18 protein-coding genes are annotated in these 17,508 nt (G+C 63.4%); 14 read left to right on the top strand and 4 right to left on the bottom strand.

What is annotated here, in order from left to right:
- Positions 1-133: 133 nt before the first annotated feature.
- The 4 genes from KI242_RS29960 to KI242_RS29945 all read left to right on the top strand — a co-directional run bounded on the left by KI242_RS29960 (position 134) and on the right by KI242_RS29945 (position 4,335).
- Positions 134-1,528 (top strand): FAD-binding oxidoreductase, encoded by a 1,395-nt coding sequence (locus KI242_RS29960; protein WP_065365070.1) that lies wholly within the window; start codon positions 134-136, stop codon positions 1,526-1,528.
- 43 nt (positions 1,529-1,571) lie between these two features.
- Positions 1,572-2,237, top strand: a complete 666-nt coding sequence (locus KI242_RS29955) for a fumarylacetoacetate hydrolase family protein (RefSeq protein WP_011064082.1) — start codon at positions 1,572-1,574, stop codon at positions 2,235-2,237.
- Positions 2,238-2,401: 164 nt separating this feature from the next.
- The gene (locus KI242_RS29950) at positions 2,402-3,328 is read left to right on the top strand and encodes an SdiA-regulated domain-containing protein (protein WP_185070132.1); all 927 of its coding nucleotides are present in this window, start codon (positions 2,402-2,404) and stop codon (positions 3,326-3,328) included.
- Positions 3,329-3,429: 101 nt separating this feature from the next.
- Positions 3,430-4,335, top strand: coding sequence for an SdiA-regulated domain-containing protein (locus KI242_RS29945; RefSeq protein ID WP_019093430.1), 906 nt, complete (start codon positions 3,430-3,432; stop codon positions 4,333-4,335).
- A 73-nt stretch (positions 4,336-4,408) separates the two neighbouring features.
- On the opposite strand, the gene rpiA is transcribed toward KI242_RS29945, so the two are convergent.
- Positions 4,409-5,080, bottom strand: a complete 672-nt coding sequence (rpiA, locus tag KI242_RS29940; RefSeq protein ID WP_016963479.1) for a ribose-5-phosphate isomerase RpiA — start codon at positions 5,078-5,080, stop codon at positions 4,409-4,411.
- A gap of 202 nt (positions 5,081-5,282) precedes the next feature.
- Between rpiA and ilvA the strand changes: the two genes are divergently transcribed.
- Genes ilvA through KI242_RS29920 form a run of 4 tightly spaced genes read left to right on the top strand, consistent with a single transcriptional unit; the run spans position 5,283 to position 9,002 of the window.
- A complete protein-coding gene (gene ilvA, locus KI242_RS29935) occupies positions 5,283-6,797 on the top strand; it encodes a threonine ammonia-lyase, biosynthetic (RefSeq protein WP_011064078.1) in 1,515 nt (504 codons plus the stop codon).
- Between the two features lie 40 nt (positions 6,798-6,837).
- Positions 6,838-7,266: a DUF2269 family protein gene (locus KI242_RS29930; protein ID WP_011064077.1), complete on the top strand. Its 429-nt coding sequence runs from the start codon at positions 6,838-6,840 to the stop codon at positions 7,264-7,266.
- A 15-nt stretch (positions 7,267-7,281) separates the two neighbouring features.
- Entirely contained in the window at positions 7,282-8,538 is a 1,257-nt protein-coding gene (locus KI242_RS29925; RefSeq protein WP_053154412.1) for an SDR family oxidoreductase, read from the top strand.
- The gene (locus tag KI242_RS29920) at positions 8,535-9,002 is read left to right on the top strand and encodes a DUF2269 domain-containing protein (protein WP_041120295.1); all 468 of its coding nucleotides are present in this window, start codon (positions 8,535-8,537) and stop codon (positions 9,000-9,002) included. The genes KI242_RS29925 and KI242_RS29920 overlap by 4 nt, the downstream gene beginning before the upstream one ends.
- Positions 9,003-9,052: 50 nt before the next feature.
- Here KI242_RS29920 and KI242_RS29915 read toward each other — a convergent pair whose 3' ends face one another.
- The gene (locus KI242_RS29915) at positions 9,053-9,709 is read right to left on the bottom strand and encodes an HAD family hydrolase (protein ID WP_041120293.1); all 657 of its coding nucleotides are present in this window, start codon (positions 9,707-9,709) and stop codon (positions 9,053-9,055) included.
- 144 nt (positions 9,710-9,853) lie between these two features.
- Between KI242_RS29915 and KI242_RS29910 the strand changes: the two genes are divergently transcribed.
- Both KI242_RS29910 and ptsP read left to right on the top strand, forming a co-directional pair.
- On the top strand, positions 9,854-10,333 hold the full coding sequence (locus KI242_RS29910; RefSeq protein ID WP_011064073.1) for an RNA pyrophosphohydrolase: 480 nt from the start codon (positions 9,854-9,856) through the stop codon (positions 10,331-10,333).
- Between the two features lie 22 nt (positions 10,334-10,355).
- Entirely contained in the window at positions 10,356-12,635 is a 2,280-nt protein-coding gene (gene ptsP / locus KI242_RS29905; protein WP_011064072.1) for a phosphoenolpyruvate--protein phosphotransferase, read from the top strand.
- A gap of 73 nt (positions 12,636-12,708) precedes the next feature.
- Here ptsP and KI242_RS29900 read toward each other — a convergent pair whose 3' ends face one another.
- Positions 12,709-13,455, bottom strand: a complete 747-nt coding sequence (locus tag KI242_RS29900) for an NRDE family protein (RefSeq protein ID WP_015637399.1) — start codon at positions 13,453-13,455, stop codon at positions 12,709-12,711.
- Between the two features lie 122 nt (positions 13,456-13,577).
- Here KI242_RS29900 and KI242_RS29895 point away from each other — a divergent pair, with 122 nt between their 5' ends.
- The 4 genes from KI242_RS29895 (at position 13,578) to KI242_RS29880 (ending at position 17,033) form a co-directional block, all read left to right on the top strand.
- Positions 13,578-14,360, top strand: a complete 783-nt coding sequence (locus tag KI242_RS29895; protein ID WP_026020005.1) for a sulfite exporter TauE/SafE family protein — start codon at positions 13,578-13,580, stop codon at positions 14,358-14,360.
- Between the two features lie 81 nt (positions 14,361-14,441).
- A complete protein-coding gene (gene lgt, locus KI242_RS29890) occupies positions 14,442-15,251 on the top strand; it encodes a prolipoprotein diacylglyceryl transferase (RefSeq protein ID WP_011064069.1) in 810 nt (269 codons plus the stop codon).
- A 46-nt stretch (positions 15,252-15,297) separates the two neighbouring features.
- On the top strand, positions 15,298-16,269 hold the full coding sequence (locus tag KI242_RS29885) for a thymidylate synthase (RefSeq protein WP_015637397.1): 972 nt from the start codon (positions 15,298-15,300) through the stop codon (positions 16,267-16,269).
- A gap of 176 nt (positions 16,270-16,445) precedes the next feature.
- Positions 16,446-17,033 (top strand): undecaprenyl-diphosphatase, encoded by a 588-nt coding sequence (locus KI242_RS29880; protein WP_015637396.1) that lies wholly within the window; start codon positions 16,446-16,448, stop codon positions 17,031-17,033.
- Positions 17,034-17,048: 15 nt separating this feature from the next.
- Here the strand turns inward: KI242_RS29880 and cadR are convergent, their stop codons facing one another.
- Positions 17,049-17,498 carry a Cd(II)/Pb(II)-responsive transcriptional regulator gene (cadR, locus tag KI242_RS29875; RefSeq protein ID WP_011064066.1) on the bottom strand — a complete coding sequence of 150 codons (450 nt, stop codon included), beginning with the start codon at positions 17,496-17,498 and terminating at the stop codon, positions 17,049-17,051.
- Positions 17,499-17,508 lie beyond the last annotated feature (10 nt).

Genomic DNA, 17,508 nt, shown 5'->3' with positions numbered 1-17,508 from the left:
GCCGACACCGCAGAAAGGCCCTTGGGCACTCTCCTGCGGGGGCGGTATGCTAGCATACGCGCCCCGCTAAACACTCATTCCTGCGACGTGAAGCGTTCTCAGGATGACCATGAATTGTTCGAGAGTTCTGTCGATGACCAATCCTGCCCTGATTGATGAGCTGAAGACCCTGGTTGAGCCTGGCAAGGTGCTGACCGACGCTGACTCCCTGAATGCTTACGGCAAGGATTGGACCAAGCATTTCGCCCCGGCCCCGACAGCCATTGTGTTTCCGAAAACCATCGAGCAGGTCCAGGCCATTGTGCGCTGGGCCAATCAGCACAAGGTTGCGCTGGTGCCTTCGGGCGGTCGCACCGGGCTTTCGGCGGCAGCGGTGGCAGCCAACGGCGAGGTGGTGGTGTCCTTCGACTATATGAACCAGATCCTCGACCTGAACCTGACCGACCGCACCGCAGTGTGCCAGCCGGGCGTGGTCACCGAGCAGTTGCAGAACCTGGCGCAAGAAAACGGCCTGTACTACCCGGTGGATTTCGCTTCTGCAGGTTCCAGCCAGATTGGCGGCAATATCGGTACCAATGCCGGCGGGATCAAGGTGATTCGCTACGGCATGACCCGCAATTGGGTGGCCGGCATGAAGGTGGTCACCGGCAAGGGCGACCTGCTGGAGCTGAACAAGGACCTGATCAAGAACGCCACCGGCTATGACTTGCGCCAGCTGTTCATCGGCGCCGAGGGCACCCTGGGCTTCGTGGTCGAGGCCACCATGCGCCTGGACCGGGCCCCGAAGAACCTCACGGCGATGGTCCTGGGCACCCCTGATTTCGACTCGATCATGCCCGTGTTGCACGCCTTCCAGGGCAAGCTGGATCTGACGGCCTTCGAGTTCTTCTCCGACAAGGCCCTGGCCAAGGTCCTGGCCCGTGGCGACGTACCGGCACCGTTCGAGTCCGACTGCCCGTTCTATGCGCTGCTGGAGTTCGAAGCCACCACCGAGGAAGTGGCCAACCACGCCCTGGAAACCTTCGAGCACTGTGTCGAGCAGGGCTGGGTGCTGGACGGCGTGATGAGCCAGAGCGAAACCCAGTTGCACAACCTGTGGAAGCTGCGCGAATACATTTCCGAGACCATTTCCCACTGGACGCCGTACAAGAACGACATTTCGGTCACTGTGTCGAAAGTCCCGGCCTTCCTTCAGGAAATCGACGCCATCGTCGGCAAGCACTACCCGGACTTCGAAATCGTCTGGTTCGGCCACATCGGCGACGGCAACCTGCACCTGAACATCCTCAAGCCGGACAACCTGAGCAAGGACGAGTTCTTTGCCAAGTGCGCGACGGTCAACAAGTGGGTGTTCGAGACGGTCGAGAAGTACAACGGCTCGATTTCCGCGGAACACGGCGTGGGCATGACCAAGCGTGATTACCTGACCTACAGCCGCTCGCCGGTGGAGATCGAGTACATGAAGGCGGTCAAGGCAGTGTTCGATCCGAACGGCATCATGAATCCGGGCAAGATCTTCGCGATCTGAAGCCGGGTAGTGTCCAGATAAAGCACACAAGCAGGAGTCGGTAATGAGCTATCAGCACCAGTATGTCGACGGTACCCGGATCCATTTTCCGGTGGGCAAGGTGGTGTGCATCGGTCGCAACTACGCCGAGCACGCCAAGGAGCTGGACAACCCGGTACCTACCGAACCCCTGTTGTTTATCAAGCCGGGCAGTTGTGTGGTGCCCCTGGAAGGTGGGTTCGCCATTCCCACCGAGCGTGGTTCGGTGCACTACGAAGCGGAAATCGCGGTGTTGATCGGCAAGCCGCTCTCCACCAAACCCAGCCGCGAAGAAGTGCTGGATGCCATTTCCGGCTTTGCCCCGGCACTGGACCTGACCCTGCGGGACAAGCAGGCCGAACTCAAAGCCAAGGGCCTGCCCTGGGAAATCGCCAAGTCGTTCGACGGCGCGGCGGTGATCGCTCCTTTTGTGGTGGGCAGTACCTTCGCCGATCTGACCGACATCGGCATCCGCCTGACCATCAACGGTGAAGTGCGCCAGGACGGCAACAGTGCCATCATGCTCAACCCCATAGTGCCGATGATCCAGTACATGGCCGGTTGTTTCTCCCTGCAGGCCGGCGATGTGATCCTCACGGGCACGCCGGTCGGGGTTGGGCCGCTGAATGTCGGCGATGAGCTGGTGCTGGAGCTTCCCGGTGCCAGCCGTTTCACCAGCAGCGTCCGTTGATCCGAATCTTTCTGCGCTGGGCCCGGTAATCCTGGGCCCGGCGCAGAGAGATCACCGGCTTTAACCGTTTTTTCACATTTTTCCCGGATAATTCCGAAGTTTATGGTTCGCGGATCTAAAATCCCTGTGCTATTAACTTTGGCCGCGTTTCTGGAATCTGTGTGATGGACGCCCACCCTCTACCTAAACCTCGCCTCATCCGCCGCTTGCGATTGCGCATGCGCTGGTATTCCTGGCTGCTGTTGGCGGGCGTGATCTGCTATGGCGTAGCCAGCCTCATGCATTGGGATGACCGTGGGGCTCTCTGGGTCCAGGAAGGTTTTGTCAGTACCGCCGAACGCAGCTCCAGTATCTGGCTGCCCAGCTACCGGGCGGTGATCGATGCCAAGGTCCTGCCAGGCATGGAGCGGGACGAGGCCTCCGATCTTTCCTATAACCCCCAGACCAAGACCCTGTTTTCGGTTATGGGCAAGCACCCATTCCTGGTGGAGCTGTCGCTGCAAGGCGACGTCCTGCGCAAGATGCCTCTGGTGGGCTGGAGCAACCCGGAAGGGGTCGCGGTCCTGGAGAATGGCCTGCTGGCGGTTGTCGATGAGCGCGAGCATTCGCTGGTGATCGTCAAGGTCGATGCCAATACCCGGTCGCTGAATGTCGCGGACTTCCCCAAATACGACCTGGGCCCTTCGGCAGACCAGAACAAGGCGTTCGAAGCCATTGCCTGGAACCCGCGCAAGCAACAGTTGCTGCTGGGGGAGGAGCGCCCGCCGGCGTTGTTTACCTGGAGCAGCGACGGTAGCCAGGTACTCAAGGGCAACAAGCAGAAGCTGGCCAGCGACGAACTCGACTTGCGCAACCTTTCGGCCCTGGGTATCGACCCGCGCACCGGCCATACCCTGGTGCTGTCGGCTGATTCCCATCTGCTGCTGGAACTGGACGAGCAGGGCGAGCAGGTCAGCTTCATGGCCCTGCTCGGCGGCTTCAATGGCCTGGAAAAAACCATTCCCCGGGCCGAAGGGGTGGCCATGGATGAGGCCGGCAACCTGTACATGGTCAGCGAGCCCAACCTGTTCTATCGCTTCGAGAAACAGTGAGCCCGGGCCTGGCACCCGAGCCGGGCCATTCAGGGCATTAAGCTTGAATTCAGGCGGCTGTGATATTTCATCAGCCTGTCCTGATTTCGAGCCTGCCCGCCATGTATCGCCTCACCCGCCTGCAACCCCTTTACCTGATCCTCTGCCTGATGGCCGTGCTGCTGGCAGTGTTTGTCCATAACCACAGGTTGTGGCAGCGCGCCTGGTTCGACTGGCAATCCTACTGGCAGGTGGCGGCCCCCCAATCCTTGGGGTTGGGCGATTACCGTGTCGTGCTGGAGGCGCAGCCCATCGAGGGTCTGGATGAGGTCTCGGCGCTGACCTACGATCCGCTGCGCAACAGCCTGTTCACCGTGACCAACAAGAATTCCGAACTGATCGAGCTATCCCTGGACGGGCAGATCCTGCGCCGCATCGCTCTGGTGGGCTTTGGCGATCCGGAAGCGGTGGAGTTCATCAGTGCCAATACCTATGTGATCAGCGACGAGCGCCAGCACCGGCTGATCAAGATCCAGCTGGACGATGAAACCACGGCGGTGGATGCGGCAGAAGCCGAGCAGATCACCCTGGGCGTGCACCTTGCCGGCAACAAAGGCTTCGAGGGGCTGGCCTACGACTCCCAGGGCAAGCGCCTGTTCGTCGCCAAGGAGCGCGACCCGATGCTGATCTATGAAGTGCAGGGCTTCCCCCATCAAGATCCGGAGCAGTCCTACGGGATGCATGTGGTGAACAACCCCAAGCGCGATGCCGGCCTGTTCGTGCGCGACCTCTCCAGCCTGCAATACGACGAGCGCAGTGGCCACCTGCTGGCACTGTCGGACGAGTCGCGGCTGGTGGTGGAGCTGGATGTCGAGGGGCGCCCGCTGAGTACCCTGGCCCTGGGCAAGTGGCGCCAGGGCCTGAGCAAGGCAGTGCCTCAGGCGGAAGGGATGGCCATGGATGACGCCGGCACCCTGTACCTGGTGAGCGAACCGAACCTGTTCTACGTCTTCAAGAAACCGATCTAGGAGCCGGCTTGCCAGCGAAGAGGCCTTCAAAACCGCCTTCGCCCGCCCGCCGGCTCCTATCCGCAGGGCAGGCTCAGGCCTTGAGGGTCTTCACCCCTTCGGCGGTACCCAGCAGCAGCACATCAGCGGGGCGTGCAGCGAACAGGCCATTGGTGACCACGCCGACAATGGCATTGATCTGGCTTTCCAGTTCCACCGGATTGGTGATCTGCATGTTGTGCACATCGAGGATGATGTTGCCGTTGTCGGTGATCACGCCTTCGCGGTACACCGGGTCGCCGCCCAGTTTCACCAGTTCACGGGCCACGTGGCTGCGGGCCATGGGGATCACTTCCACGGGCAGCGGGAAGTTGCCCAGCACCGGCACCAGCTTGCTGGCGTCGGCGATGCAGATGAACGTCTTGGCCACGGCGGCGACGATCTTTTCCCGAGTCAGGGCGGCGCCGCCGCCCTTGATCAGGTTCAGGTGCTCGTCGCTTTCGTCGGCGCCGTCGATGTAGAACTCCAGGTCGCTCACGGTGTTGAGCTCGTAGACCGGAATCCCGTGGCCCTTGAGGCGCGCGGCGGTGGCTTCGGAGCTGGCCACGGCGCCGTCGAAGGCGCCCTTGTGCAGGGCCAGGGCGTCGATGAAGCAGTTGGCGGTGGAGCCGGTGCCGACCCCGACGATGCTCTTGTCATCGAGTTTCGGGAGGATAAGGTCGACGGCGGCCTGGGCAACGGCCTGTTTGAGTTGATCCTGGGTCATGCGGGCTCCGAAGCGGGCAAGGGGGGCACAAAGGCCGGCATTATAGGCGCCGCGGCAGATCAGGTCATTGCCCGTTTGGCTAATCGGCCGGGCTTCAGAGAAGGCGAGGGGGCGGCTAAAACCTCTGTATTCGTGTGGTCGCCCGGGCAAACGCTGGGTTAGACTCCCTGGCCCTGCCCAACCCGCTCAGTGATGCTTTCCGATGCTCGAACAGTACGTCAAGAAGATCCTCACCTCGCGCGTTTATGACGTTGCCGTAGAAACCCCATTGCAGACTGCCCGCCAGCTTTCCGAGCGGCTGGGCAATCAGATCTGGCTCAAGCGTGAAGACTTGCAGCCGGTGTTCTCGTTCAAGATCCGTGGCGCCTACAACAAGCTGACCCAGCTCAGCGATGCCGAGCGCGCCCGCGGCGTGGTCACTGCGTCGGCGGGTAACCACGCCCAGGGCCTGGCCCTGGCGGCCAAGGTGCTGGGGGTCAAGGCTACTATCGTGATGCCCAAGACCACCCCCGAGATCAAGGTCGAGGGCGTGCGCTCCCGTGGCGGCAAGGTGGTGCTGCACGGCGATACCTTCCCTGAAGCGCTGGCCTACTCCCTGAAGCTGGTGGACGAGAAGGGCTACGTCTACATCCATCCCTACGATGATCCGCACACCATTGCCGGGCAGGGCACGGTGGCCATGGAGATTCTGCGCCAGCACCCCGGCCCGCTGGATGCGATCTTCGTTCCGGTCGGCGGCGGCGGTCTGATCGCCGGCATCGCGGCCTATGTGAAATACCTGCGCCCGGAGATCAAGGTCATCGGCGTCGAGCCGGACGACTCCAACTGCCTGCAGGCGGCCATGGCTGCCGGTGAGCGCGTGGTGCTGCCGACCGTGGGGATCTTCGCCGACGGCGTGGCGGTGGCGCAGATTGGCCAGCACACCTTCGACATCTGCAAGGATTATGTGGATGAAGTGATTACCGTCAGTACCGACGAGATCTGTGCGGCAATCAAGGATATCTACGACGATACCCGCTCGATCACCGAACCTGCCGGCGCCCTGGGCGTTGCCGGGATCAAGAAGTACGTCGAGCAGCGCGGTATCAGCGGGCAGACCCTGGTGGCCATCGACTCCGGAGCCAACGTCAACTTCGACCGCCTGCGCCACGTGGCCGAGCGCGCCGAACTGGGCGAAGGCCGCGAAGCCATCATCGCCGTGACCATCCCCGAGAAGCCCGGCAGCTTCAAGGCCTTCTGCGAGGCGGTGGGCAAGCGCCAGATCACCGAATTCAACTACCGCTACAACACCGGCAGCGAGGCGCACATCTTCGTTGGCGTGCAGACCCACCCGGAAAACGATCCGCGCAGCGCCCTGATCGCCAGCCTGACCGAGCAGGGCTTTCCGGTGATCGACCTGACCGATAACGAACTGGCCAAGCTGCACATCCGCTACATGGTCGGCGGCCATGCCGAGAAGGTCAGCGACGAAGTGGTGCTGCGTTTCGAATTTCCGGAGCGTCCGGGGGCGCTGTTCAACTTCCTCAACAAGCTGGGCGGGCGCTGGAATATCTCGATGTTCCACTACCGCAACCATGGTGCGGCGGATGGCCGGGTAGTCGCCGGCCTGCAAGTGCCGGCCGATGAACGTCACCTGGTGCCCGCGGCGCTGGAGCAGATCGGCTATCCGTACTGGGATGAAAGCGACAACCCGGCCTACCAGCTGTTCCTCGGCTGAACGACTACGCTGAGGATCGGAGCCTTAAGGAAGCGAAAACATGGAAACACTGACCACGCTGAAGACGCTTCATGTACTGGCCACCGTGCTGCTATTGGGCAGTGCGCTGGGGCTGGCGATCTGGGTCTGGCGCCTGCGCCGCCAGGGGGATGCCACGGTTTATAGCCGGGTGCTGCACCGTCCGGGCCTGTTCGGCTGGCTGTTGCTGGCGCTGGGCATGCTGACATTGCCGTTCAGCGGTTGGTGGCTGGTGCATCTGGTGGGGTGGCCGCTGGGGCAGACCTGGGTCCTGGGTTCCAGTGTGCTCTACACCCTGGGGGCCTTGGCCTGGCTGTGGCTGATGGTGCGCCTCAACCGCCTGCGGGTGGCCAAGGTTGCCAGCGGCCTGGCGTTCACCCTGGTGCTGGCGGTGTTCAGCGCCGCATGTTTCGTGACCATTGCCGGTCTTATGGGCGCCAAGCCGGTCTAACTCTCAAGGATTGCCATGAAGGTCGTTCTGGTGGGGGCCACAGGGTTTGTCGGCCGTCATCTGCTGGCGGCATTGCACGCTGCCGGCCATCAGCTGATTGCCACCAGCCGTCGCCCGCAGCCCCAGGGGTTGCCCGGGGTGGAGTGGCGCCAGCTGGATCTCGATTGCCTGGGCCGCGAGCCCCAGCCCTTTGCCCTGCCTGCCGACACCGACCTGCTGATCAACGCCGCGGGGCTGTTGAGCACTGATGCGCGGGCGTTGAGCCTGACCCAGGACCTGGGTACCCGCGCGCTGTTCGATCTGGCGGCGGCCCGGGGCGTGCGGGTACTGCAGATTTCCGCATTGGGGGCCGGGATCCTGCCCCAGGTGCCGTTCCTTGCCAGCAAGGCGGCGGCGGATGATTACCTGCTGCAGTTGGGGGTACCGGCGGTGGTGCTGCGGCCCTCGCTGGTGCTCGGCGCTGGCGGTGCCAGCAGCGGCTGGCTGACGAGGCTGTCGCCCTGGCCGCTGATTCCTTTGCTGTCCGCCAAGGCGCAGATGCAGCCCTTGCATATAGAGGACTTGAGTGCCGCGGTGCTGGCGCTGCTCAGGCAGTGGCCGCAGGAATCCATGGTTCTGCCCCTGGTCGGCCCGGAACGCATGACCATGGCGCAACTGCTCGATCACTTGCGGTCGGCCCAGGGCTGGGGCCCGGCGCGCTACTTCAAGCTGCCAGCGGTCTTGCTGCGGCTGGTGGCTGCTGCTGGCGATCGCCTGGGCTGGCGAGCCTTGAACCGGCAGAGCCTGGCCATGGCCCGCCACGACAACCTGGCGGATCCGCAGGTGCTGGCCTCGGTCTGCGGGTATCACGCGGCGCCGCTGGCGGCCCGCTTGCAGGACTGGCCGCAGGCGGCGCAAAGCACCCAACTGGCCCTGCGCCCGCTGTTGCTGGCAGTGATGGTGCTGATCTGGCTGGGTACCGCGCTGGTGTGCATTGGCCCGGGTTACGACTGGGGCCTGCGGATCATGGCCGAGGCTGGCGTGCAGGGCGTCTGGGCGGCCCTGGCGGTGATCGGCGGTTCACTCTGTGATGCGCTGCTGGGTGTCGGCCTGCTGCTGCGGCGCTGGCGCCGGCGGGCCTTGCAGGCGCAGTTGGGGCTGATGCTCGGCTACACCCTGATCATCAGCCTGATCCTGCCGCACTTCTGGTTTGACCCTTATGCCGCCGTCGCCAAGAACCTGGTGCTGATGGTGGCGACCCTATGGCTGCTGTGGACCGAACCCCGCCAATGAGCGCTTACCTGCTGTTGAAAACCCTGCATATCCTGTCCTCCACCGTGCTGTTCGGCCTCGGCGCGGGGTCGGCCTATTACGCCCTGCGGGCCTGGCGCAGTGGCCGGGTGGAAGTGATCGCCGTGACCTTCAAGCACCTGGTGTTCGCCGACTGGGCCTTTACCGCCACCACGGCGGTATTCCAGCCGTTGAGCGGGCTGGGGCTGGTGCATCTGGCAGGCTGGTCGCTGCAGCAGGCGTGGCTGATGTGGAGCCTGGGGCTGTATGTGGTGGCGGGGCTGTGCTGGCTGCCGGTGGTCTGGTTGCAGATCCGAGTGCACAAGATGGCCGAGCAGGCCCTGCAGGTCGGGACGCCGATGCCGCTGCGGGCAACCCTTTATATGCGCTGGTGGTTCGCCCTGGGCTGGCCGGCGTTCCTGGCCTTCATGGCGATTTTCTATCTGATGGTGGCCAAGCCGGCGTAGGTTTTTTCGCTGGCAAGCCAGCGCCTACAGCCGGCCCGCCGGCGAGCTGTCTAGTCGCGCAGGCTGATGATCTGCCAGCCACGTTTCTCGGCCTCGGCCCGCAGGTTCGGGTCCGGGTCAACGGCCACGGCGGTGGTCACTTGCTCCAACAGGGGCAGGTCGTTCATCGAATCGCTGTAGAAGTAGCTGTCTTCCAGGCTGTGGCCGGTCTCTTCCAGCCAGCGGTTGAGGCGGGTGACCTTGCCTTCACGGAAGCACGGCACATCGGTACTGCGCCCGGTGTAGCGGCCATCCTGCATTTCGCATTCGGTGGCGATCAGGGTTTCCACGCCCAGGCGTTCGGCGATCGGCGCGGTCACGAAACGGTTGGTCGCGGTGATGATCACCAGCTTGTCGCCGGCAGCGCGATGCTTGTCCAGCAGGGCCTGGGCCTTGGGCAGGAGGATCGGCTCGATGCAGTCGCGCATGAAGTCGCGGTGCCACTCTTCGAGCACGGCCATGTCGGTGCGGCCGAGGATTTCCAGGCAGAAGTTCAGGTAGGCGGCATTGTCGAGCTTGCCGGCCAGGTAATCCTGATAGAACTCGTCGTTGCGGGTCTTGTAGGCGACGGCGTCGAGGAAGCCCCGCTCGCACAGATAGTCGCCCCAGGCGTGGTCGCTGTCGCCGCCCAAAAGCGTGTTGTCCAAGTCGAATAAAGCCAGGCGCATTGCAGTTACTCGCTGAAAAGTCGCGGAAAAAGGTGCCCAGAATACGGTCTTTTCACAAGAGTGCACATAAGGTAAGCAGCCTCGTTGCTGCATTCCCAAGCTTTGTGGAACAATGCGGCGACATGCGTTTGCGAGGTTGTAGCCGTGATCGACCCCGATGGTTTCCGCCCCAATGTCGGGATCATTCTGACCAATGATGCCGGACAGGTGCTATGGGCTCGCCGTATCAATCAAGATGCCTGGCAGTTTCCTCAAGGGGGAATCAACCCCGATGAGACGCCGGAAGACGCCTTGTATCGCGAGCTGAACGAAGAAGTGGGGCTGGAGCGCGAAGATGTGCAAATTCTCGCCTGCACCCGGGGCTGGTTGCGCTATCGTTTGCCGCAGCGTCTGGTCCGGACCCACAGCCAACCGCTGTGCATCGGCCAGAAGCAGAAATGGTTTCTCCTGCGCCTGATCTCCAACGAGCAGCGGGTGCGGATGGATTTGACCGGTAAACCGGAATTCGATGGCTGGCGCTGGGTCAGTTATTGGTATCCGTTGGGCCAGGTGGTGACATTCAAGCGCGAAGTGTATCGCCGCGCTCTCAAAGAGCTTGCCCCGCGCCTGCTAGTGCGCGACTGACGACGGAGTTCGACCCCGAGCCATGCTCAATACGCTGCGCAAGATCGTCCAGGAAGTTAACTCCGCCAAGGATCTCAAGGCGGCGTTGGGGATTATTGTATTGCGCGTCAAAGAGGCCATGGGCAGCCAGGTCTGCTCGGTCTATCTGCTGGACCCGGAAACCAACCGTTTCGTCCTGATGGCCACCGAGGGCTTGAACAAGCGCTCCATCGGCAAGGTCAGCATGGCGCCCAACGAAGGCCTGGTAGGCCTGGTGGGCACTCGCGAAGAACCCCTCAACCTGGAAAACGCCGCCGACCACCCGCGCTATCGCTACTTTGCCGAAACCGGTGAGGAGCGTTACGCCTCGTTCCTCGGCGCGCCGATCATTCACCACCGCCGGGTGGTGGGCGTGCTGGTTATCCAGCAAAAGGAGCGCCGCCAGTTCGACGAAGGCGAAGAAGCCTTTCTGGTGACCATGAGCGCCCAACTGGCCGGGGTTATCGCCCATGCCGAGGCCACCGGGTCGATCCGTGGCCTGGGTCGCCAGGGCAAGGGCATTCAGGAAGCCAAGTTCGTCGGCGTACCGGGCTCGCCCGGCGCGGCGGTGGGCAGCGCGGTGGTGATGCTGCCGCCAGCCGACCTGGATGTGGTGCCGGACAAGCACGTCACCGACATCGATGCCGAACTGGCCCTGTTCAAGAGCGCCCTGGAAGGGGTGCGGGCCGATATGCGCGCGCTGTCGGAAAAGCTCGCCACCCAATTGCGCCCTGAAGAGCGCGCGCTGTTCGACGTCTACCTGATGATGCTTGACGACGCCTCCCTGGGCAGTGAAGTGAAGGCCGTGATCAAGACCGGGCAATGGGCCCAGGGCGCGTTGCGCCAGGTGGTCACCGATCACGTCAACCGTTTCGAACTGATGGACGATGCCTACCTGCGCGAGCGGGCCTCGGACGTCAAGGATCTGGGCCGCCGGCTCCTGGCCTACCTGCAGGAAGAGCGCCAGCAGACCCTGGTCTATCCCGACAACACCATCCTGGTCAGTGAAGAACTGACCCCGGCCATGCTCGGCGAAGTGCCGGAAGGCAAGCTGGTGGGCCTGGTCTCGGTGCTGGGTTCGGGCAACTCCCACGTGGCGATCCTGGCCCGGGCCATGGGCATCCCGACGGTGATGGGCCTGGTGGACCTGCCGTACTCCAAGGTCGACGGCATCCAGATGATCGTCGACGGCTACCACGGCGAGGTCTACACCAATCCCAGCGACGTGCTGCGCAAGCAGTTCGCCGATGTGGTGGAAGAAGAACGGCAACTGGCCCAGGGCCTGGATGCCCTGCGCGACCTGCCTTGCATTACCCCCGATGGCCATCGCATGCCGCTGTGGGTCAACACCGGCCTGCTGGCCGATGTAGCCCGGGCGCAGAAGCGCGGGGCCGAAGGCGTGGGCCTGTATCGCACCGAAGTGCCGTTCATGATCAACCAGCGTTTCCCCAGCGAGAAGGAACAGCTGGCGATCTATCGCGAACAACTGGCGGCCTTCCACCCGCAACCGGTGACCATGCGCAGCCTGGACATCGGCGGCGACAAGTCGCTGTCGTACTTCCCGATCAAGGAAGACAACCCCTTCCTTGGCTGGCGCGGGATCCGCGTGACCCTCGACCACCCGGAGATCTTCCTGGTACAGGCCCGGGCGATGCTCAAGGCCAGCGAAGGCCTGAACAATTTGCGCATCCTGCTGCCGATGATTTCCGGCATCCACGAGCTGGAAGAAGCCTTGCACCTGATCCACCGGGCCTGGGGCGAAGTGCGCGATGAAGGCACTGACGTACCGATGCCGCCAGTGGGGGTGATGATCGAAATCCCTGCCGCGGTGTACCAGACCAAGGAACTGGCGCGCCAGGTGGACTTCCTCTCGGTGGGCTCCAACGACCTGACCCAGTACCTGCTGGCGGTGGACCGCAACAACCCACGGGTGGCCGATCTCTACGACTACCTGCACCCGGCAGTGCTGCAAGCGCTGCAGAACGTGGTGCGTGATGCCCATGCCGAAGGCAAGCCAGTGAGCATCTGCGGCGAGATGGCCGGTGATCCGGCGGCGGCGGTGCTGTTGATGGCGATGGGCTTCGACAGCCTGTCGATGAACGCCACCAACCTGCCGAAGGTGAAGTGGATGCTGCGTCAGGTCAGCATGACCAAGGCCAAGGAACTGCTGGCGGAAATGATGACCATCGACAACCCGCAAGTTATCCACAGTTCGCTGCAACTGGCGCTGAAGAAACTCGGGCTGGCGCGGATGATCAATCCGGCTTCGAGCAAGACCCTATAACCGGGTTGTTTTCTTCGCCGGCAAGCCGGCTCCCACAGAAGCGTTCGTGGGAGTCGGCGTGCCGGGGAACGCTTCAGACCTTCAGTTCGACCTCTCCCAGATGCCCGCCATAGGGGCCAAAGCTGCGCTCCAGCAGATGCCGCGAGCCATCGGCGTGGACGATCAGGGCCGTGCTGGCTCGTGTGCCGTAGCTGGGGCTGGCGATGAACACGCTGGACAGCAGGCTTTCGGTGGCCAAGCCCACGCCGGTGTCCGGCAGGTCGGCGAAGGGTGCTGTCTGCGGGTCGCTCAATAGCGCCAGCAGTGCCTGGGGCTGTGGATCATGCAACACCTCCTGCAATGCCGCCCTGGCCTTGAGCAGCTTGGGCCAGGGCGTATCCAGCCCGGCATTGGAAAGGCCGTAGACCCCAGGCTCCAGCTGTTGCGGCTGCGGGTCCCGAGCGTTGTAGTGCCACAGTTGCTCGGCATTGCCCAGCAGCAGGTTGAACCCGGCGTACTCCACCGAGCGCCCGACTACATCGCGCAAATAATCATCCAGGGGCACGTCGCCGGCGAGAAAGCGCGCCACCAGTTCACCCCGCGAGCGCCGCGCCGGAGGCTGGTGCGGGTTGCGGATATTGGTCAGGGCGGCAAAGCGGCCCTCGGCGCCGACCCCGAGCCAGGTGCCGCCGGCTTCCAGGTCGCGACCGGCGTGGATCTGCGGCAGTTCCGGCCACTGCCCCAGGGGCAGGCTCGGCCGCGCGTAGAATTCATCACGGTTGGCCGCGACGATCAGTGGCTGAGCATGACCCGGCCGCCAGGCGAAAACGATCAAGCACATTAAGGTGGCCCCCTGTGTGTTTTGCCCACTTTACGCACAGATCCGGCGGGTATCCATCGCCATCCAGTGGAGTCCGGGGCGGCGCTTCCGTTACCATGCCGATCTATTTTTCGGATGCTCCCATGGAATTTCTGCTCTATCTGCTGCTGGGCGCCTGTGCGGGCGTGCTGGCCGGGCTGTTCGGCGTGGGCGGCGGGATCATCATAGTCCCGGTGCTGGTGTTCAGCTTCACCCTGCAAGGCTTCGATGTCTCGGTGCTGACCCACCTGGCGGTCGGCACCTCCCTGGCCAGCATCATCTTTACCTCGGTCAATGCGGTGCGCGAGCACCATCGGCGTGGCGCTGTGCGCTGGCCGATCTTCGCCTGGATGACCGTGGGTATCCTCCTGGGTGCCGGTTTCGGCGCACTGACCGCCGAGGCGATCTCCGGCCCGCACCTGCAGAAAATCATCGGTGTGTTTGCCCTCGTGGTGGCCTTGCAGATGACCCTGGAGCTCAAGCCCAAGGCCAGCCGCCAGGTGCCCGGCAAGCTGGGCCTGACGGCCGCCGGCGGTGTGATTGGCTGGGCCTCGGCGATCTTCGGCATCGGCGGTGGCTCCCTCACCGTGCCTTTTCTCACCTGGCGCAGCGTGCCCATGCAGCAGGCGGTGGCCACCTCATCGGCCTGCGGTTTGCCCATTGCCCTGGCCAGTGCCTTAAGTTTCATGATTCTGGGCTGGCATGATCCGCTGCTCCCGGCCCATAGTCTCGGTTTCGTTTATTTGCCGGCCCTGTTGGGTATTGCCCTGACCAGCATGGTGTTCGCCCGCATCGGCGCGCGCCTGGCCCACAAACTGTCGCCACGCCTGTTGAAACGCATGTTCGCCGCGCTACTGTTCTGCGTGGGGCTCAGCTTCCTGTTCTGAGTGGTGACGCAATCCTGGCTTAATCCTGGGCTGGCAGTTTGCCCCGGGAATCTGAAGTTCTAACCCTTACGAGGAGTCGCAATGCTGCCTTACCCGCAGATTGATCCGGTGGCGCTGGCCATCGGCCCGCTGAAAATCCACTGGTACGGCCTGATGTACCTGATCGGCATTGGCGGTGCCTGGTTGCTGGCGTCGCGCCGCCTGAACCGTTTCGATCCGACCTGGAGCAAGGAGAAGCTCTCGGACATGGTGTTCTGGATGTCCATGGGGGTGATAGTCGGTGGTCGCCTGGGTTATGTGCTGTTCTACGACCTGAGCGCCTATTTGGCCAACCCGACGCTGATCTTCGAGGTGTGGAAGGGCGGCATGTCGTTCCACGGTGGTTTCATCGGGGTGATGCTGGCGGCCTGGTGGTTCGGCAAGCGCAACAACAAGACCTTCTTCGAGCTGATGGATTTCGTCGCGCCGATGGTGCCGATCGGCCTGGGCGCCGGGCGCATCGGCAACTTCATCAACGCTGAATTGTGGGGCAAGCCCACCGATCTGCCCTGGGCCATGGTGTTCCCGCCGTTCAGCGATCCGGCGCAATTGCCGCGCCATCCCTCGCAGCTGTATCAGTTCGCCCTGGAAGGCGTGGCGCTGTTCCTGATCCTCTGGCTGTTCTCGCGCAAACCCCGGCCGACCATGGCGGTTTCCGGTATGTTCGCCCTGTTCTACGGGATCTTCCGTTTCATCGTCGAGTTCGTCCGGGTGCCGGACGCCCAGCTGGGCTACCTGGCCTGGAACTGGCTGACCATGGGTCAGGTTCTGTGCGTGCCGATGATTCTCGGTGGCCTGGGGTTGATCTGGCTGGCTTATCATCGCGCTCCGGCCAAGAGCGCGGCGCAATAAATTCGAACCCCGGGGCGTGCCCCGGGTTCAAGGATGCAGGTAATTCATGAAGCAATATCTTGATCTGGTGGCCCACGTCATCAACAACGGCACCAAGCAGGCCAACCGCACCGGTGTGAACACCATCAGCTTCCCCGGGGCCATGCTGCGCTACGACCTCAAGGAAGGTTTCCCGGCCATCACCACCCGCAAGATGGCCTTCAAGTCGGCCATCGGCGAGATGGTCGGCTTCCTGCGCGGGGTGAACAACGCCGCCGAGTTTCGTGCGCTGGGCTGCAAGGTCTGGGACCAGAACGCCAACGAAAACGCCCAGTGGCTGGCCAACCCGTTCCGCCAGGGCGACGACGACCTGGGCGAGATCTACGGCGTGCAGTGGCGCAAGTGGCCGGCCTACAAACAGATCAAGACCAGCAACCAGGCGGCCATCGACCTGGCGCTGAGCCAGGGCTACCGGCAGATCGCCGCAGGCGAGGAAGACGGCCAGGGCTACGTGGTGCTGTACAAGGCCATCGACCAGGTGCGCCAGTGCGTCGACACCATCATCAACGACCCGGGTAGCCGGCGGATCCTGTTCCACGGTTGGAACTGCGCCCAGCTGGATGAAATGGCCTTGCCGCCGTGCCACCTGCTGTACCAGTTCCACCCCAATGTCGAGACCCGGGAAATCTCCCTGACCCTCTACATCCGCTCCAACGACCTGGGCCTGGGCACGCCGTTCAACCTCACCGAGGGTGCTGCGCTGCTGAGCCTGATCGGCCGCCTGACCGGCTACACGCCGCGCTGGTTCACCTATTTCATCGGTGATGCCCACGTCTATGAAAACCATCTGGACATGCTCAACGAACAGCTCAAGCGCGAGCCGTTCCCGATGCCCAAGCTGGTGATTTCCGAGCGTGTGCCGGAGTTCGCCAAGACCGGCGTCTACCAGCCGGAGTGGCTGGAGCTGATCGAACCGAGCGACTTCTCCCTGGAAGGCTATGAGCACCACGCGCCCATGACGGCGCCGATGGCGGTCTGAGCATCCAGCTACTGCAGCAAGGGCCGCGCGGCCCTTGCCGATTGATCCTGTTGCCCTTATCGACCTGTGCCCGGAGCCGTTCCGGGCATGGCTGTGCCCGGCGGCCAGCTACGCTCTGAGTAGCGGCCCTGCCAGGTGCGGGGTGTGGTCCTTGTGACATTCAACGTGAGCCCCGAATGGAAGAACTCAATCACAGCCTGTTCCTGGCCATCAACGCCAGTGCCGGGGCGTCCATGCCGATGCGTGCACTGGCGGTTTTCCTCGCGCAATGGGTGGTACTCAGCGTGCCGCTGCTGCTGGTGGTGTTCTGGGTTTTCGGCGAGCGCCGCCAGCGCATGATCGTGTTGCTCGCCGGCCTGAGCATTGTCCTGGCCCTGGTCTGCAACCTGCTGATCCGTGAGCTGTGGTTCCATCCGCGGCCGTTCATGATCGGCCTGGGGCAGAACTTCCTCGCCCACGCGCCCGGGGCGTCTTTCCCCAGCGACCACGCCAGTGGCATGTTCGCCATGGCTTTCGCGCTGATCCTGGCCAGCCTGCGCAAGACCGGGCTGGTGATGCTGGGCCTGGCGCTCCTGGTGAGTTGGGCACGGGTCTACCTGGGTGTGCATTTCCCTTTCGACATTCTGGGTGGCTGCCTGGTGGGGGGGCTCAGCGCCTGGCTGGTGCGCCAGGCGCTGGCCTGGCAGCAACTGGACCAGCGGCTGCTGGCAATCCTCGAAGGGGCTTATCTGCGGCTGACGGCCAGCGTTCGGCGCGGCGCCTGAAACCGCGCCAGGGGTTCAGTGCCCGTGGCTGCGCCCGACATGGGAGGGCTCGCTCTCATTGGGGGCCACCGAGCCGCTGACTTCCAGGCGCTGGAGAATTCCGCAGTGCTCAAGGTCCGGGCCCTCGCTGCAGCGCTGGCGCAGGTCCAGCAGTTGTTCCTGCAGGGCCAGCAGGCCGTCGATGCGCGCCTTGACGTGATGGATATGCTCGTCGATGAGGGCGTTGACGCTGGCGCACTGGTCCTGGGGGCTGTCGCGCAGGTTGAGCAGGCTGCGGATCTCCTCGAGGGTCATGTCCAGGCTGCGGCAATTGCGGATAAAGGTCAGGCGCTCGGTGTGGGCCTGGGTGTAGAGGCGATAGTTGCCTTCACTGCGGGCCGGTTCCGGCAGCAGCCCTTCGCGCTCGTAGTAACGGATGGTCTCGACCTGACAGTCGGTGAGTTTCGCCAGTTCGCCAATCTTCATTGTCGTCGTC

The organism is Pseudomonas sp. Eqa60 (assembly GCF_018326405.1).
In the GTDB taxonomy this organism is placed as follows: domain Bacteria; phylum Pseudomonadota; class Gammaproteobacteria; order Pseudomonadales; family Pseudomonadaceae; genus Aquipseudomonas; species Aquipseudomonas protegens.
This window is presented reverse-complemented; position numbering and strand designations above follow the sequence as displayed.

Coding starts and splice junctions, on each gene's coding strand:
- KI242_RS29960 (WP_065365070.1), top strand. CDS start 134: ATGACCAATCCTGCCCTGATTGATGAGCTGAAGACCCTGGTTGAGCCT.
- KI242_RS29955 (WP_011064082.1), top strand. CDS start 1,572: ATGAGCTATCAGCACCAGTATGTCGACGGTACCCGGATCCATTTTCCG.
- KI242_RS29950 (WP_185070132.1), top strand. CDS start 2,402: ATGGACGCCCACCCTCTACCTAAACCTCGCCTCATCCGCCGCTTGCGA.
- KI242_RS29945 (WP_019093430.1), top strand. CDS start 3,430: ATGTATCGCCTCACCCGCCTGCAACCCCTTTACCTGATCCTCTGCCTG.
- rpiA (WP_016963479.1), bottom strand. CDS start 5,080: ATGACCCAGGATCAACTCAAACAGGCCGTTGCCCAGGCCGCCGTCGAC.
- ilvA (WP_011064078.1), top strand. CDS start 5,283: ATGCTCGAACAGTACGTCAAGAAGATCCTCACCTCGCGCGTTTATGAC.
- KI242_RS29930 (WP_011064077.1), top strand. CDS start 6,838: ATGGAAACACTGACCACGCTGAAGACGCTTCATGTACTGGCCACCGTG.
- KI242_RS29925 (WP_053154412.1), top strand. CDS start 7,282: ATGAAGGTCGTTCTGGTGGGGGCCACAGGGTTTGTCGGCCGTCATCTG.
- KI242_RS29920 (WP_041120295.1), top strand. CDS start 8,535: ATGAGCGCTTACCTGCTGTTGAAAACCCTGCATATCCTGTCCTCCACC.
- KI242_RS29915 (WP_041120293.1), bottom strand. CDS start 9,709: ATGCGCCTGGCTTTATTCGACTTGGACAACACGCTTTTGGGCGGCGAC.
- ptsP (WP_011064072.1), top strand. CDS start 10,356: ATGCTCAATACGCTGCGCAAGATCGTCCAGGAAGTTAACTCCGCCAAG.
- KI242_RS29900 (WP_015637399.1), bottom strand. CDS start 13,455: ATGTGCTTGATCGTTTTCGCCTGGCGGCCGGGTCATGCTCAGCCACTG.
- KI242_RS29895 (WP_026020005.1), top strand. CDS start 13,578: ATGGAATTTCTGCTCTATCTGCTGCTGGGCGCCTGTGCGGGCGTGCTG.
- lgt (WP_011064069.1), top strand. CDS start 14,442: ATGCTGCCTTACCCGCAGATTGATCCGGTGGCGCTGGCCATCGGCCCG.
- KI242_RS29885 (WP_015637397.1), top strand. CDS start 15,298: ATGAAGCAATATCTTGATCTGGTGGCCCACGTCATCAACAACGGCACC.
- KI242_RS29880 (WP_015637396.1), top strand. CDS start 16,446: ATGGAAGAACTCAATCACAGCCTGTTCCTGGCCATCAACGCCAGTGCC.
- cadR (WP_011064066.1), bottom strand. CDS start 17,498: ATGAAGATTGGCGAACTGGCGAAACTCACCGACTGTCAGGTCGAGACC.